The following is a 13808-nucleotide window of genomic DNA, read 5'->3' as shown; positions in this document are numbered from 1 at the left end:
CAAGGGGTGAAATAGCCGCGCTTTTGTAGGGCAATTCGTGGATTAGCCCGGCGCGAGCGGAATAGATGGGATTACGGGAAAGAAACGCCTGAGGAAAATCAGCCAGCCGGGCGGCCCTGGCTGGCTGATGTGTGGGGTTAATTAGATGCTGCCGTTTGCTTATGAAACAGTTCGCGGAAGACAGGGTAGATATCTTCCTGATCGCGGATATGCTGGATGGCGAAGTTATCGAACATCGCTTGCAGATGTTCATACTCGCGCCACAGCGTCTGGTGCGCCCGGCGGGTGATCTCAATGTAGCTGTAGTAACGCACCACTGGCAGGATTTTCTTCGCCAGAATTTCGTGACACAGCGGCGAGTCGTCCGCCCAGTTATCGCCGTCCGACGCCTGCGCGGCATAGATATTCCACTGCGCCGGGTCGTAACGCTCTTTGACCACTTCATCCATCAGTTTCAGGGCGCTGGAAACAATAGTGCCGCCCGTTTCCTGCGAGTAGAAGAACTCATGCTCATCCACTTCTTTTGCCTGCGTATGATGGCGGATATAGACCACTTCCACGTTTTTATAGGTCCGGCTCAGGAACAGATAGAGCAGGATGTAAAAACGTTTGGCCATATCTTTGGTGGCCTGATCCATTGAGCCGGAGACGTCCATCAGGCAAAACATCACTGCCTGACTGGAGGGTTCCGGGCGTTTTTCGTAGTTTTTGTAGCGTAAATCAAAGGTGTCGATAAACGGCACACGCTCGATTTTTGCGCGCAGCTCCGCAATCTCTTTACGTAAACGCTCCTCTTCAAGTAACTGTGCCGGTTCGCTTTTCTCCACCGTTTCGAGACTATTTTCCAGTTCGCGCAATTCACGGCGTTTACCGGCCGTCATCGCGGTTCGGCGGGCGAGCGAATTTTGCAGCGATCGTACGACGCTGATATTCGCCGGTACACCGTTGGAGGTGTAGCCAGCGCGGTGCGTTTTAAATTCATTAAGCTGCCGTTGCTGATTTTGTTTCAGGTTCGGCAGCGCCAGATCCTCAAACAGCAGATCGAGGTACTCATCTTTGGAAATCTGGAAGACGAATTCATCCTCGCCTTCGCCGTCAGGGCTGGCTTCGCCCTGGCCGCTACCGGAACCGCCACCGCCGCCTTGCGGGCGTTCGATGCGGTCGTTCTGCACAAAATGATCGTTTCCCGGATGCACGCGATGGCGTAAGCCGCCGCGCCCCTGATGAAACATCGGTTCGCTGATATCTTCCGTTGGAATGGAGACAGACTCGCCGTTCTCCACGTCGGTCACCGAGCGTTTGTTAATGGCTTCGGAAATCGACTGTTTTATTTGTGCTTTATAACGGCGTAAAAATCGCTGGCGGTTAACCGTGCTTTTGTTTTTGCCGTTCAGACGTCGGTCAATGAACCAGGTCATTGGTGCCTCCCGCTGCGAATACCAACTTTGCAACAGGCCGCGCGCAGGGCGCGGCCCGATCGTTGTTATGATGATTTACGAACACGCAGATACCATTCGCAGAGCAGGCGAACCTGCTTGCGGGTGTAGCCTTTTTCCATCATACGATCGACAAAGTCGTCATGCTTTTTCTGCTCGTCGGTTGAGGTTTTGGCATTAAACGAAATGACCGGCAGAAGCTCTTCGGTATTCGAGAACATTTTCTTCTCGATGACCGTGCGTAGTTTTTCGTAACTGGTCCAGTTCGGGTTGCGGCCGTTGTTGTTGGCGCGGGCACGCAACACAAAATTGACGATTTCGTTACGGAAATCTTTCGGGTTGCTGATCCCGGCCGGTTTCTCGATTTTTTCCAGTTCCGCGTTCAGGGCTTCACGGTTAAACAACTGGCCGGTATCCGGGTCGCGGTACTCCTGATCCTGGATCCAGAAATCCGCATAAGTGACATAACGGTCGAAAATGTTCTGCCCATATTCGGAGTAGGATTCCAGGTACGCCGTCTGGATCTCTTTGCCAATAAACTCGGCGTATTTCGGGATCAGATAGCCTTTCAGGAACTCCAGGTAACGCTCTGCAAGCTCTTGCGGGAACTGCTCGCGCTCAATTTGCTGTTCCAGTACATAGAACAGATGCACCGGGTTGGCCGCCACTTCCACATGATCGAAGTTAAACACACGGGAGAGGATCTTAAAGGCGAAACGCGTCGACAGGCCGTTCATCCCTTCATCGACCCCGGCGTAATCGCGGTACTCCTGGTATGATTTGGCTTTCGGATCGGTGTCTTTCAGGCTTTCACCGTCGTAGACCCGCATTTTCGAGTAGATGCTCGAGTTTTCCGGCTCTTTCAGACGCGACAGGATCGAGAAACGCGCCAGTGTTTCCAGCGTGCCCGGCGCGCATGGCGCATGGGACAGCTCACTGTGATTGAGCAGTTTTTCGTAAATTTTCATCTCTTCCGAGATGCGCAGGCAATAAGGCACCTTGACGATGTAGACACGGTCAAGGAACGCTTCATTGTTTTTGTTGTTACGGAACTGCACCCATTCCGATTCGTTCGAGTGGGCGAGGATAATGCCGTTAAACGGCAGGGCAGAGATGCCTTCTGTACCGTTATAGTTCCCCTCCTGCGTAGCGGTCAGCAGTGGGTGCAGCACCTTGATTGGCGCTTTGAACATTTCGACGAATTCCATGATCCCCTGGTTTGCCCGGCACAGCGCACCGGAATAACCGTAAGCATCCGGATCGTTTTGCGCGTGGTTTTCCAGCTTGCGGATATCCACTTTACCCACCAGCGCGGAGATGTCCTGGTTGTTTTCATCACCCGGTTCGGTCTTGGCGATGGCGATCTGTTCCAGAATCGACGGCCACACTTTGACCACGCGGAATTTGCTGATATCTCCGCCGAATTCGTGCAGACGTTTGGCTGCCCACGGCGACATAATGGTGCCGAGATAGCGACGCGGAACGCTGTACTCTTTCTCAAGGATTTGCGCATCTTCCTGCGGGTTAAACAGGCACAGAGGATGGTCGTTTACCGGGCTGCGTTCGCCATTGGCGCTCAGCACGTAAATCGGCACCCGCTGCATTAAGGATTTCAGCCGTTCAGCCAGCGACGATTTCCCGCCGCCTACCGGACCGAGTAAATAGAGAATCTGTTTCTTCTCTTCCAGACCCTGAGCGGCATGTTTGAGGTACGAGACAATCTGTTCTATTGCCTCTTCCATGCCATAGAATTCTTCAAATGCCGGGTAGCGTCCAATGACCCGGTTCGAAAAGAGACGGGAAAGCCGTGGCTCCTGGGCGGTGTCTACCATCACAGGTTCACCTATAGCCATCAGCAGCCTTTCAGCGGCGTTAGCATAGGCACTACGATCTTGCTTACAGATAGCAAGAAACTCCTGCAAAGTGAACTCTTCGTCCTTGGCAGCTTCATAACGCTGGCGATAGTGATCGAATATATTCATGGCATGCCGTCCTTTCGTAATCTGTGGGAACATTACAGCTATCAGTTTTTCCACTTTTAGCGTCGCAAACCAACGGGATAAAAAATCTGATCCGTCCTATCTGTTATGAGCGTGTATCCGTCTTTGATCAAGTTATCGCTGGAGAAGATTCTGATGACAGGAGGGCGTTTTTTAACCATTATTTAGATTAAAAATCTGTTTGGTTGTGTTTATACAGATTTTTTATGAATGGTAACGGGTTTTTGCGTTGGAAAATGCCAACATTTCGCACCGGGCGAATGTTGGTAAATTTTTACAGGATGTGCGGAATCGCAAGTATAGAAAAAGTGACGCCGTCATGGTCACTTCGCCACAGAGCAAAGAGGAGCGACAATATTAACTACGCGAACTGTGTTAACGGAGGATGACAGTAGGTTGTTAAGACGAAAAAAAAGCTCCGTGCGATAACGCCTGGAGCCTTTGAATGCCATAACGCCTGCGTGATTAGCCGCGGTTCTCTTCGATGTAACGCGCTAAATCGGCGGGTGTTTTCAGTACGCTGGCGACTTCCGTCGGCGGGATCATGCAGCCGTAAACGTCCTGCACTTCCAGAACCATATCTACCGCGAGAATAGAGTCGAGAATATCGGACTCGATCAGCTCATCATGAAAGCCCACTTTGCGGGACAGAATCTTTTCAAACAGCGCGAGAATTTCTTGTTCCATTGTCTTTTCCTGTGTAATCAGTGGCTGCGGGCGTGGCTGTCCAGCAGTTTACGGTCGATTTTACCGTTAGGGTTCAACGGCAACGCGTCCTGGATAATGATTTGCGACGGCACCATGTACGAGGGCACCACCTGTGAAAGCGAATGTTTGATGGCGTCAGGCGCCAGTTTCGTTACGCAGAACGCTGCGATACGCAGTACGCCGCCGCCTGTTTTCATCAACGGCAATACGACCGCCTCGCGAATGCCGGACATCGCCAGCAGGCGGTTTTCAATCTCGTTGATTTCAATGCGGTAGCCGTTGAGTTTGATCTGGCTGTCATTGCGCCCCTGACAGTAAAGAAGCCCGTCTTCATAGCCGAGATCGCCCGTTTTATAGCCGCGCCAGGCTTCGCCTTCCCGGCGCAGTAATTTTTCTGCATTCTCCTGCGCCAGGCCGAGATAGCCGCGCATCACGTTTTTGCCCCAGATTATCAACTCACCCTCGGCAGTAATCTCCATTCTGGATTCCGGCATCATGGTGCCGATTGGCAGCAGGTCGTTCTCGCTGTTCACTATCTCATCGGTGATTTCAACCACGGTGGTGGCGATAGTCGCTTCGGTCGGGCCATAAGAGTTGAGGATTTTGGCCTGCGGAAAACGGCGGCGTAGCTGTTTAATCAGCGCTTTGTTGAGCACCTCGCCGATAAATATAAACACGCCAAGCGTAGGTAAAAAGTCGCTATTAAACTGCGGCGAGAGCAATTTCTGGTAGGCGAAAGAGGGGGTGGAAACCCAGACCGAGACAGCATTATTTTTCAGTCTGGTAAGCCAGTCTTCTGCCGCAATATCCTCTTTGGCATTCAGCACAATGTGGCCGCCGGTTGCCAGATTCGCCAGCAAGGGAATCAACGAGAGATCGAAACTGAACAGGGCGTGATTCATCAGCACCGGCACTTGCGGCAACGCGAAATCGTGGCTTACCCACTGCATAAAATGCCACACGCTTTCGCGCCCGATCTGCACGCCCTTCGGTTTGCCAGTACTACCAGACGTAAACATGATATAGGCAAGATCCGGCTCCGCCAGCGGCTGGCCGGTTTCACCGGTTGGCACAAACTGACGGGCTGCTACGTCGTAGTAGTACGGCGCGCTGGCGAGGTGGCAGATCTCCTTCAACCTTTCCTGAGGGTAGATGCAATCCACCGGAATATAGGGAATGTTGTGGAGCAGGCAACTATAGATTGCCACCGCAAATTCCGCCTGCTGGTGGCCATATAACACCACCGGCGTTCCGGCCGGGGGCTGGCAACGCTGATAGCGCTGTAACCACTCAGTTACCGCCACAGAGAGCTGTTGCCAGGTTAAGGTTTCATCGCTGCCGCTGATCGCTAACTGATGCGGGCGGGCGGGATCGAGTAATGCTGCACGCAGGAAATCCTGGAGCGCCTGGAGATCAGAGTGAAGATTCATAGGGGAGACATTCCGCTAAAAATGTAAAGGGATACCGCAGCGCTTGCGAGCGTTAACAGGCGTCCCAAAAAGAGCATCACGGGGTATTGCAACCAACGGTTCAGTGCCGGGCTGCGCTTTGCTGACCATTGCAACATATTGTGTGCAACTGAAATGGCGCCAAACAGCGCGCCGCTAATGACATAGTGCCGTTCGAGCCCGTTCCATGCCCCCATACAAAACAGCGTGCAGAAAATACCGATATTCTGCGCCAGCGTTTTGTTCTGACGGAAAAAGTCGAGCTTCATTAAATTCATATATATCGACATAAAGACCACATCGCGTAGCCATTCAGACAGGCTGATATGGAAACGGCGCCAGAAATCCTGTGGATTTTTCGCCAGAATGGGCATATTGAAATTTGCCGGAATATTAAGACCAAACAAGCGTCCGGCACCGATCGCCATATTGCTGTAGCCAGCAAAATCAAAATAGAGATAGGCGCTATAGGCCAGCGACATAACAATGCCAACACTTAAGCTAAACGGGCGATGGCTCCACGACTGAATGACCAGGTTATCGATCAGCATGGCAAATAAGAATTTCTGGATAATGCCGGTAAAAATGCTTTCTGCAGCAACGAGAAATTGCTCACGTGTCAGCGTAAATACCGGTTTATTAATATCTGTGATCCATGTGCGCCAGCGGTACATCGGGCCGGCCAGAATAATAAACGGCATAAACAGGTAGCAGAAATAATGCAAAATATTGTTGCCATCTTTTTTGTTGCGATAGAGCAGAACATCAATGGCACGGAAGGTCATAAAGGATAAGCCAATCATTCCCCAGTGATTATTTAAATGCAATTTCACCGCGAACAACGGCAGCAGGGTTAAACTTACCGCTTGCCAGGTTTTTAACCAGCCTTTTTCTTTTAGGGTCACGAGAATATAAAAACTGATGAATACCGCAACGGGGACTATGTAATCGCCCTGAAATATATATCCCCAGCCGAATGCCGCCAGCACGGAAAATGCGGATAAATAAGTTAACCGGTAACGCAGTACGCGGTTAACCAGCGCAAACAGCAACGCCGAAGAAAAGAGAAAGAAGAAAAAGGTTCCGGAGCTGTACATCATTCATTCCTCAGAACTTTTGATATTCAAAGTGCACTTTTAAATTCATGCTTTCATCAACAGAGGACCACGCGATAATGGTGACCGCCAGTAAGAGGTAAAGGAAAAACAGGCGAATAGCGTATTTCATCATTTAAAACTCTCAACAATAAAGCGGTCCATCGGAACCCATGCGAGATCGGTAGGATGCAGGCGATCCCAGTTCCAGCCGTTCTGGTAGGGCATTGAATACATATCAAGATACGGGATCTGATTTTCTTTCAGGATGGCTGTCGTCTGTGTTACCGCAGGCTGTACCAGTTCAGGGTTTTGTACCGCGCGCCGATTAATCGCATCGATAATGACCACTACCTGAACGTGGTGCTCTTTCAGCAGCTGGATCATGGCGCGAAACGCTTTCATTTGTTCGGCTTCAACGGGCGAATCGTCCCACACTTCCGGTTTTTCTCCCGGTTCATAGACAGTTTTATCCATCCATAAGGTGTCGGCGCTTTCCTGACGCGCCTCGTTCAGTTTGTGGGCATGGGCCAGTTCGCGATCCCAGTCCGGCGTGATGGCAACGGCAGGCTGCACCGGCCAGGGCCGCGCAGGTGAAGGGACAATATGCAGCATCGCCAGCCAGTCGTTTTTTATCAGCGTGCAGAAGTTGGCAAACTCGTAACTGACTTCTTGCCAGATATTGTCCAGATCCCAGCCAGAGATTTTCATTTGTTCAAACGTTAAATGGCTGGTTTCCTTTTTATCTATTTTGCGTAAGTAATTGACCAAAAATGGGCGTGTCTGTTCATCCTGCATTAATGGATTAAATACAGGGGCCGGGAAATTGTTAGCGAAAATAGTGGGAGGCACGCCAGTAGAATAAAAGCTGTCGGGGGCCAGCAGTAAAACCACTTTACTGTTTGCGTTAAGGGAATTTTTAAAGCGTGACAACAAAAGAAAATGTGTGATGCTGTCATCAAAACTGTCACCAAATGCTACTACATTGCGATGTAAATTATTATTGAGATAATTATATACGGCGTAAGGTTCATCTTCAGAGGTAGCTACCTCCGATGCGCCAATGAAAAAAATCGCATTGCCCTGTAAAGCATGGGAAATAGTCGCTATTTTTTCCGCCTGTTCTTTTGTCGTTCCGTCCATAGATTCAATCAGCGGCTGGAATTTAAGCGGCGGAGCATAACTGTTCATCAGCGGATGAATACAAAGGAACAGGACGGCAAGAAGTGCCATCAGAAAATGTAGGCAAAAAGTATTTTTGATTTTCATTATAAACGTGAAATTACTTGATGTTCTTATGTTTCAAAATTGTTGTTTTTCAAAGTCACAGACAAAGGAAACTTTGTTTCCGCGACACTATATACCAGCCGCAGGGGAATGATGAGTATTGCCGTGTAACAGTATGTACAGTGCGTCATTTGTCGCCAGCAATTCCAGAAACGACACAGCGCAGTTTTGCTGAGCAGGGTGCGGCAGCGTTTTGTCGTACTAAATACGCCAGGTAAGGCGCTATGAACAATTAGCGTCTTTTTTGTAATGTTCAGGTAAAAAAATTTGGGTAGGATGTCGTGGGCGGTTAAACTTCTTGCGCCAATTATTTGACTACAGGAAAGAAAGGACTGTGACCAAACTCAAACTCCTGGCACTGGGTGTGCTGACTGCAGGTTCCGCCTTTGCGGCGAATGCAGAAAATACCTTTTCCCTGGGCGCTGGTGTCGGCGTCGTGGAAACGCCGTACAAACAGTATGACAGGGATGTACTGCCGATTCCGGTGATCACCTATGAAGGCGATGATTTCTGGTTTCGCGGTATCGGTGGCGGCTACTATCTGTGGAATGATGATGCGGATAAGCTGTCGATTACGGCTTATTACTCACCGTGGCAGTTTAAACCGAAAGACAGTGATAACAATCAGTTACGCCAGTTAGATCGCCGTAAGGCGACCATGATGGCGGGGCTGTCGTATATTCACAATACGCCATATGGTTTCCTGCGCACCACGCTTGCTGGCGATGTGCTGGATAACAGCAACGGTATTACCTGGGACACCGCGTGGTTGTATGCGTACCACAACGGCGGTCTGACGGTGACGCCGGGAATTGGCGTTGAGTGGAGTAGCGACAACCAGAACGAGTACTATTATGGTGTCTCGGCTTCTGAAGCGCGTCGCAGCGGTTTAAATAGCTACGATCCAGACAGCAGTTGGAACCCGTATCTTGAGCTGAGCGTCAGCTACCGCCTGACTGATAGCTGGAGCATCTACGGCACCGGCCGCTATACTCATCTGTCGGATGAAATTAAAGACAGCCCGATGGTGGATAAATCATGGGCTGGCTTGTTATCCACGGGTGTGACTTACCGCTTCTGATTGTGCATTTGAATAGCGTAATTTGTGCATTAAAACAGGGCCTTTGGCCCTGTTTTGTTTTACGGTGGTGCATTTATCGCAGGGGGAGAAGATGGCAGAGAAAAACATCGTTTTTACCGGTAATGCAACGCTGCCCGCGATCGGCCAGGGCACCTGGTATATGGGTGAAAATTCACGTATGCGGGCAAAAGAAGTGGCTGCGCTACGGGCGGGTATCGATCTGGGGCTGACGCTGATTGATACCGCCGAAATGTACGCGGAAGGTGGTGCTGAAGAGGTAGTCGGCGAAGCCTTACAGGGCGGTTTGCGCGATAAGGCGTTTCTGGTCTCTAAAGTCTATCCGTGGAATGCGGCGGGTAAAAAAGCGATTGCGGCCTGTGAAGCGAGCTTACGTCGCCTGAAAACCGATGTGCTCGATCTCTATCTGCTGCACTGGCGTGGCAACTACTCGCTTGCCGAAACTGTCGAGGTGATGGAAACGCTGATGCAGCAGGGCAAAATCCGCCGCTGGGGCGTCTCTAACCTCGATTACAGCGACATGCAGGAACTTTTCCGCGTCAGCGGCGGTAAGGCCTGTGCTACCGATCAGGTGCTGTATCACCTCGGCTCCCGCGGGATTGAATTCGATTTACTGCCCTGGTGCCAGCAGCAGGCGATGCCTGTTATGGCGTATTGTCCGCTGGCGCAGGCCGGGCGTCTGCGAGATGGTTTATTGGAAAGCCGCGTGGTGCAGGATATCGCCCAGGCGCATCGCGCCAGCGCGGCGCAAATTCTGCTGGCGTGGGTTATCAGCCATCAGGGGGTGATGGCCATTCCCAAAGCGGCGAGCGTGGCGCACGTCGAGGAAAATGCGGCAGCGTTGAAAATCGAACTCAGTGCGGATGATTTGGCGCGACTCGATAACGCGTTTCCGGCACCCAACCGTAAAACGCCGCTCGATGTAGTGTAATATCGGGCTTTAACCCTCTCCCGGCGGGAGAGGGTAGGCAGCGGATCAGCGTTTAACCACGCGGATGCTTTGTGCCAGGCGGGACGGTTTTTCGGCGGTTGCTTTTTGCGCGACGGTCGCATTGACTGATTCCACGCAAACAAAGGTTTTATAACCATCGTCCGGCATGTCGGCCATGCTGACGGAGAGCGCCGGACCCGGGTTCCAGGCCACCACGTTGGCATTATGGCTGTGGGTCACTTCAATCTTGCGGTTCAGCGCGGCATCATGAATCAGGCTGCAACCTTCAGCGTTCAGATAGACGCGATCGGTACGATCCGGGAAGGTCTGTACGCCATCGGCCAGCACATCTTCTTTTGCGTCATTCACTTTATCAATAAAGCGATCGCCCAGCCCGCTCACTTTCACCGCGGCGATATCACCAACGTTGAAGTAGGTGTGCAGGGCGGAGGTGGTTTCAAACTCACCGTGGGCTTCCAGTTCAATTTCACAGGTTGCGCCCAGTTTATAACGTGCATACAGAGTAAAGTCGTGCGGCCACAATTTGCGCGAGGCATCGCTGCTTTGCAGTTCAAAAGTCAGCACCACGCCGTTTGCATCTTCGTTATGCGCTTTCAGCGTCCACGGCAGATTGCGCGCAAAACCGTGCGCAGGCAGGCCTTGCTGTTTTGCCGGGCCAAACCATGGCCAGCACACTGGAATACCGCCACGGATTGCGACGCCGTCTTTAAACGGAGTGTTGCCGCTCAGCCACAGGACTTCCTGTTCGCTTTGCGGTTTCCATGAGAGCAGATGTGCGCCCTGCAAGGTAAAGGCGGCTTTAACCTGCGGATGTTCAACGACTAACACATCCAGTTCGTCCATTTTACGGCGGGTAAGCGTTGGGGTAATTTGTTCGAGTACCGGAAGTGCAAAAATTTTTGTAATCATTAACGCAATCCTCTGTCTTGAAAACAAAAAAAAGAGCGACCGAAGTCGCTCTTTCAGATCATATGCTCATCTCAACTTATTTGGAGATGTGAGCGATCAGGTCCAGAACTTTGTTGGAATAACCTGTTTCGTTGTCGTACCAGGAAACCAGTTTCACGAAGTTGTCGTTCAGTGCGATACCAGCTTTAGCATCGAACACGGAAGTGCAAACTTCACCGTTGAAATCGGTAGATACAACGTCGTCTTCGGTGTAACCCAGAACGCCTTTCATCGGGCCTTCAGAAGCGGCTTTGATGGCTTTCTTGATTTCTTCGTAAGACGCTGCTTTTTCCAGACGAACGGTCAGGTCAACAACAGATACGTTCGGAGTCGGAACGCGGAACGCCATACCAGTCAGTTTGCCGTTCAGTTCCGGCAGTACTTTACCTACAGCTTTAGCAGCACCGGTAGAGGACGGGATGATGTTCTGGGATGCGCCGCGGCCGCCGCGCCAGTCTTTGTGAGACGGGCCGTCAACGGTTTTCTGAGTTGCGGTGGTTGCGTGAACAGTGGTCATCAGACCTTCGATGATGCCGAAGTTGTCGTTGATAACTTTAGCCAGCGGAGCCAGGCAGTTAGTGGTGCAGGATGCGTTAGAAACGATGTCCTGGCCAGCATATTTGTCGAAGTTCGCGCCACGAACAAACATCGGAGTGTTGTCTTTGGACGGACCAGTCATAACTACTTTTTTCGCGCCAGCAGTGATGTGCTTACGAGCAGTTTCGTCGGTCAGGAAGATACCGGTAGCTTCAGCAACAACGTCAACGCCGATTTCGTTCCATTTCAGGTTAGCCGGATCTTTCTCAGCAGTAACACGGATGGTTTTACCGTTAACAACCAGATTGCCGTCTTTCACTTCTACGGTACCTTTGAAAGGGCCGTGAGTGGAGTCGTATTTCAGCATGTACGCCATGTATTCAGCGTCCAACAGATCGTTGATACCAACGATTTCGATGTCAGAACGTTCCTGAGCAGCACGGAAAACAATGCGACCGATGCGGCCAAAACCGTTGATACCTACTTTGATAGTCATATATTCCACCAGCTATTTGTTAGTGAATAAAAGGTTGGCTGTAAAATTACAAAAACCGTACGCAGCGTCAAGCGGAATCGTGTCAATCATTGCGACAAATCAATCCTCCGCATAACCTTTGTTCGACTGACTCGCCTCACTCTTCCTTTGAGCATCCTCCCCATGTGGAGGCGCCGCGTGGGATTTTAAAGGTCAGACAGGATAAAAATGTGAAATACATCACATTTACCTGGCTGCTTTATCGCAACTGCTAAGTTTAGAACAAAAGTTAACACCCTAGTGTTAATGTTTTGTTAGAATCGTTGGAAAAAATGGTCTTACTTTTACCGCGAGATGTGAGCATATGGCGAATAATTCCTCCGAAGACGACCTGAAAAAAGAACTGACTGAAATGCAGTTTTATGTGACGCAAAATCACGGCACAGAACCCCCGTTCACGGGGCATCTGCTGCATAACAAGCGCGATGGCGTTTACCACTGTCTGGTGTGCGATGCTGCGCTGTTCAATTCCCAAACCAAGTACGATTCTGGCTGTGGCTGGCCGAGTTTTTTCGAACCGGTAAGTGAAGACGCGATCCGCTACATCAATGACTATTCCCACGGTATGCAGCGCGTAGAAATTCGCTGCGGGAAATGTGATGCGCATCTGGGCCATGTCTTCCCGGACGGCCCGCAGCCGACGGGGGAGCGTTATTGTGTGAACTCCGCCTCGCTGAGTTTCACGGATGATGAAGATGGTAGCCGGACTCGTGGCTGAAAAATCGATTCAGCTATTATTCCACGGAGATGAGTAACATGGATCTTGAACAAATTGTTAACAGTATGACGCCGGAGATCTACCAGCGACTGGCGACGGCCGTTGAATTAGGAAAATGGCCAGACGGCGTGGCGCTGACGCCGGAGCAAAAAGAGAACAGCCTGCAACTGGTGATGTTATGGCAGGCGCGCAACAACACGCAGGCGCAGCACATGACCATCGACACTAACGGGCAGATGGTGATGAAAAGTAAGCAGCAGTTGAAAGAGGATTTCGGCATTGCGCCGAAGCCGATCGCGACATTTAAGTCATAGGCGTTGCGCGATGCCGGAGGGCAGCTTCGCCTTATCTGGCCTGTAAAATCGCAAGCCGGACAGGCAACAGCCTCTGTCCGGCTATGCCCTCAGGCGTGTGTTTCCTGCCAGTCTGCCAATGTATAGAGCGTGGCGCCTTCTACCGCCATCTCCATAAATGCCTGCGTGCTGTCCTGCGGCTGAATATTGACGCCCCGGCAGCCATCGGTGATGACACTGACCACGTAGCCCAGCTTCAACGCATCCAGCACACTGAATTTGACGCAGTAGTCGGTGGCCAGCCCCAGCACGATTAACTCACGAATCCCGTGCTGCTGCAGCCAGCCATGCAGCGCTGTAGCTTTGCGGTGATCGTTATCGAAAAACGCACTGTAACTGTCGATGTTCGGATCTTCACCTTTGCGGAACACCTCATCAATGGCCTGCTGATTCAGCAGCGGGTGCAGCGCCGCGCCGTCACTGTTCTGCACGCAGTGATCCGGCCAGAACGTTTGCGCTAAACCATCCAGCTTGCCGGTGCTGAACGGCGCAACACCGTGCTGGCTGGCAAAGCTGCCGTGATTAGCAGGGTGCCAGTCCTGGCTTGCCAGTACCGCATCGCCGCGTGATTTACACCACTCGATCAGGGCATTGGCGATATCCACGGTGCTGTCGCCTTCGGCCACGGCCAGCGCGCCGCCGGCGCAAAAATCATTCTGGATATCGACCAACAGCAGGGCACGTTGCGTCATA

The 13808-nt window shown here is 51.4% G+C and carries 13 protein-coding genes; 4 read left to right on the top strand and 9 right to left on the bottom strand.

Going from position 1 to position 13808, the window contains the following annotated elements; translation table 11 throughout:
* Positions 1–137: 137 nt before the first annotated feature.
* The 6 genes from AWR26_RS15200 to AWR26_RS15175 all read right to left on the bottom strand — a co-directional run bounded on the left by AWR26_RS15200 (position 138) and on the right by AWR26_RS15175 (position 7955).
* Positions 138–1418 carry a YeaH/YhbH family protein gene (locus AWR26_RS15200; protein WP_064567075.1) on the bottom strand — a complete coding sequence of 427 codons (1281 nt, stop codon included), beginning with the start codon at positions 1416–1418 and terminating at the stop codon, positions 138–140.
* A gap of 65 nt (positions 1419–1483) precedes the next feature.
* Entirely contained in the window at positions 1484–3418 is a 1935-nt protein-coding gene (yeaG, locus tag AWR26_RS15195) for a protein kinase YeaG (RefSeq protein WP_064567073.1), read from the bottom strand.
* Positions 3419–3901: 483 nt separating this feature from the next.
* Positions 3902–4123, bottom strand: a complete 222-nt coding sequence (locus AWR26_RS15190) for an acyl carrier protein (protein ID WP_043953801.1) — start codon at positions 4121–4123, stop codon at positions 3902–3904.
* A gap of 17 nt (positions 4124–4140) precedes the next feature.
* Complete coding sequence (locus AWR26_RS15185; RefSeq protein ID WP_064567071.1) at positions 4141–5574, bottom strand: AMP-binding protein; 1434 nt, start codon at positions 5572–5574, stop codon at positions 4141–4143.
* On the bottom strand, positions 5571–6689 hold the full coding sequence (locus AWR26_RS15180; protein WP_064567070.1) for an MBOAT family O-acyltransferase: 1119 nt from the start codon (positions 6687–6689) through the stop codon (positions 5571–5573). The genes AWR26_RS15185 and AWR26_RS15180 overlap by 4 nt, the downstream gene beginning before the upstream one ends.
* Positions 6690–6818: 129 nt before the next feature.
* Positions 6819–7955, bottom strand: coding sequence for a D-alanyl-lipoteichoic acid biosynthesis protein DltD (locus tag AWR26_RS15175; RefSeq protein WP_064567068.1), 1137 nt, complete (start codon positions 7953–7955; stop codon positions 6819–6821).
* 352 nt (positions 7956–8307) lie between these two features.
* Here AWR26_RS15175 and AWR26_RS15170 point away from each other — a divergent pair, with 352 nt between their 5' ends.
* Together AWR26_RS15170 and AWR26_RS15165 are read left to right on the top strand one after the other, a co-directional pair.
* Positions 8308–9054 carry a MipA/OmpV family protein gene (locus tag AWR26_RS15170; protein ID WP_064567067.1) on the top strand — a complete coding sequence of 249 codons (747 nt, stop codon included), beginning with the start codon at positions 8308–8310 and terminating at the stop codon, positions 9052–9054.
* Between the two features lie 91 nt (positions 9055–9145).
* On the top strand, positions 9146–10003 hold the full coding sequence (locus AWR26_RS15165; protein ID WP_064567065.1) for an aldo/keto reductase: 858 nt from the start codon (positions 9146–9148) through the stop codon (positions 10001–10003).
* 45 nt (positions 10004–10048) lie between these two features.
* Here AWR26_RS15165 and AWR26_RS15160 read toward each other — a convergent pair whose 3' ends face one another.
* Positions 10049–10933, bottom strand: a complete 885-nt coding sequence (locus AWR26_RS15160) for a D-hexose-6-phosphate mutarotase (RefSeq protein ID WP_064567063.1) — start codon at positions 10931–10933, stop codon at positions 10049–10051.
* 76 nt (positions 10934–11009) lie between these two features.
* Positions 11010–12005 (bottom strand): glyceraldehyde-3-phosphate dehydrogenase, encoded by a 996-nt coding sequence (gapA, locus tag AWR26_RS15155; RefSeq protein WP_064567061.1) that lies wholly within the window; start codon positions 12003–12005, stop codon positions 11010–11012.
* A gap of 343 nt (positions 12006–12348) precedes the next feature.
* Between gapA and msrB the strand changes: the two genes are divergently transcribed.
* Positions 12349–12762, top strand: coding sequence for a peptide-methionine (R)-S-oxide reductase MsrB (gene msrB / locus AWR26_RS15150; RefSeq protein ID WP_064567059.1), 414 nt, complete (start codon positions 12349–12351; stop codon positions 12760–12762).
* A 38-nt stretch (positions 12763–12800) separates the two neighbouring features.
* Positions 12801–13076, top strand: a complete 276-nt coding sequence (locus AWR26_RS15145) for a YeaC family protein (protein ID WP_007374599.1) — start codon at positions 12801–12803, stop codon at positions 13074–13076.
* Positions 13077–13165: 89 nt separating this feature from the next.
* On the opposite strand, the gene pncA is transcribed toward AWR26_RS15145, so the two are convergent.
* The gene (gene pncA, locus AWR26_RS15140; protein WP_064567057.1) at positions 13166–13807 is read right to left on the bottom strand and encodes a bifunctional nicotinamidase/pyrazinamidase; all 642 of its coding nucleotides are present in this window, start codon (positions 13805–13807) and stop codon (positions 13166–13168) included.
* Position 13808 lies beyond the last annotated feature (1 nt).

The organism is Kosakonia oryzae (genome assembly GCF_001658025.2).
Taxonomy (GTDB): domain Bacteria; phylum Pseudomonadota; class Gammaproteobacteria; order Enterobacterales; family Enterobacteriaceae; genus Kosakonia; species Kosakonia oryzae.
Note: the sequence above shows the minus strand (reverse complement) of the source record. Positions and strands in the feature narration are given on the sequence as shown.

What these genes read in the sequence shown, in the direction of transcription:
- AWR26_RS15160 (WP_064567063.1), bottom strand. Translation starts at nt 10,933, where the DNA reads ATGATTACAAAAATTTTTGCACTTCCGGTACTCGAACAAATTACCCCA.
- msrB (WP_064567059.1), top strand. Translation starts at nt 12,349, where the DNA reads ATGGCGAATAATTCCTCCGAAGACGACCTGAAAAAAGAACTGACTGAA.
- AWR26_RS15175 (WP_064567068.1), bottom strand. Translation starts at nt 7,955, where the DNA reads ATGAAAATCAAAAATACTTTTTGCCTACATTTTCTGATGGCACTTCTT.
- AWR26_RS15200 (WP_064567075.1), bottom strand. Translation starts at nt 1,418, where the DNA reads ATGACCTGGTTCATTGACCGACGTCTGAACGGCAAAAACAAAAGCACG.
- AWR26_RS15190 (WP_043953801.1), bottom strand. Translation starts at nt 4,123, where the DNA reads ATGGAACAAGAAATTCTCGCGCTGTTTGAAAAGATTCTGTCCCGCAAA.
- AWR26_RS15185 (WP_064567071.1), bottom strand. Translation starts at nt 5,574, where the DNA reads ATGAATCTTCACTCTGATCTCCAGGCGCTCCAGGATTTCCTGCGTGCA.
- AWR26_RS15145 (WP_007374599.1), top strand. Translation starts at nt 12,801, where the DNA reads ATGGATCTTGAACAAATTGTTAACAGTATGACGCCGGAGATCTACCAG.
- AWR26_RS15180 (WP_064567070.1), bottom strand. Translation starts at nt 6,689, where the DNA reads ATGTACAGCTCCGGAACCTTTTTCTTCTTTCTCTTTTCTTCGGCGTTG.
- yeaG (WP_064567073.1), bottom strand. Translation starts at nt 3,418, where the DNA reads ATGAATATATTCGATCACTATCGCCAGCGTTATGAAGCTGCCAAGGAC.
- gapA (WP_064567061.1), bottom strand. Translation starts at nt 12,005, where the DNA reads ATGACTATCAAAGTAGGTATCAACGGTTTTGGCCGCATCGGTCGCATT.
- AWR26_RS15165 (WP_064567065.1), top strand. Translation starts at nt 9,146, where the DNA reads ATGGCAGAGAAAAACATCGTTTTTACCGGTAATGCAACGCTGCCCGCG.
- pncA (WP_064567057.1), bottom strand. Translation starts at nt 13,807, where the DNA reads ATGACGCAACGTGCCCTGCTGTTGGTCGATATCCAGAATGATTTTTGC.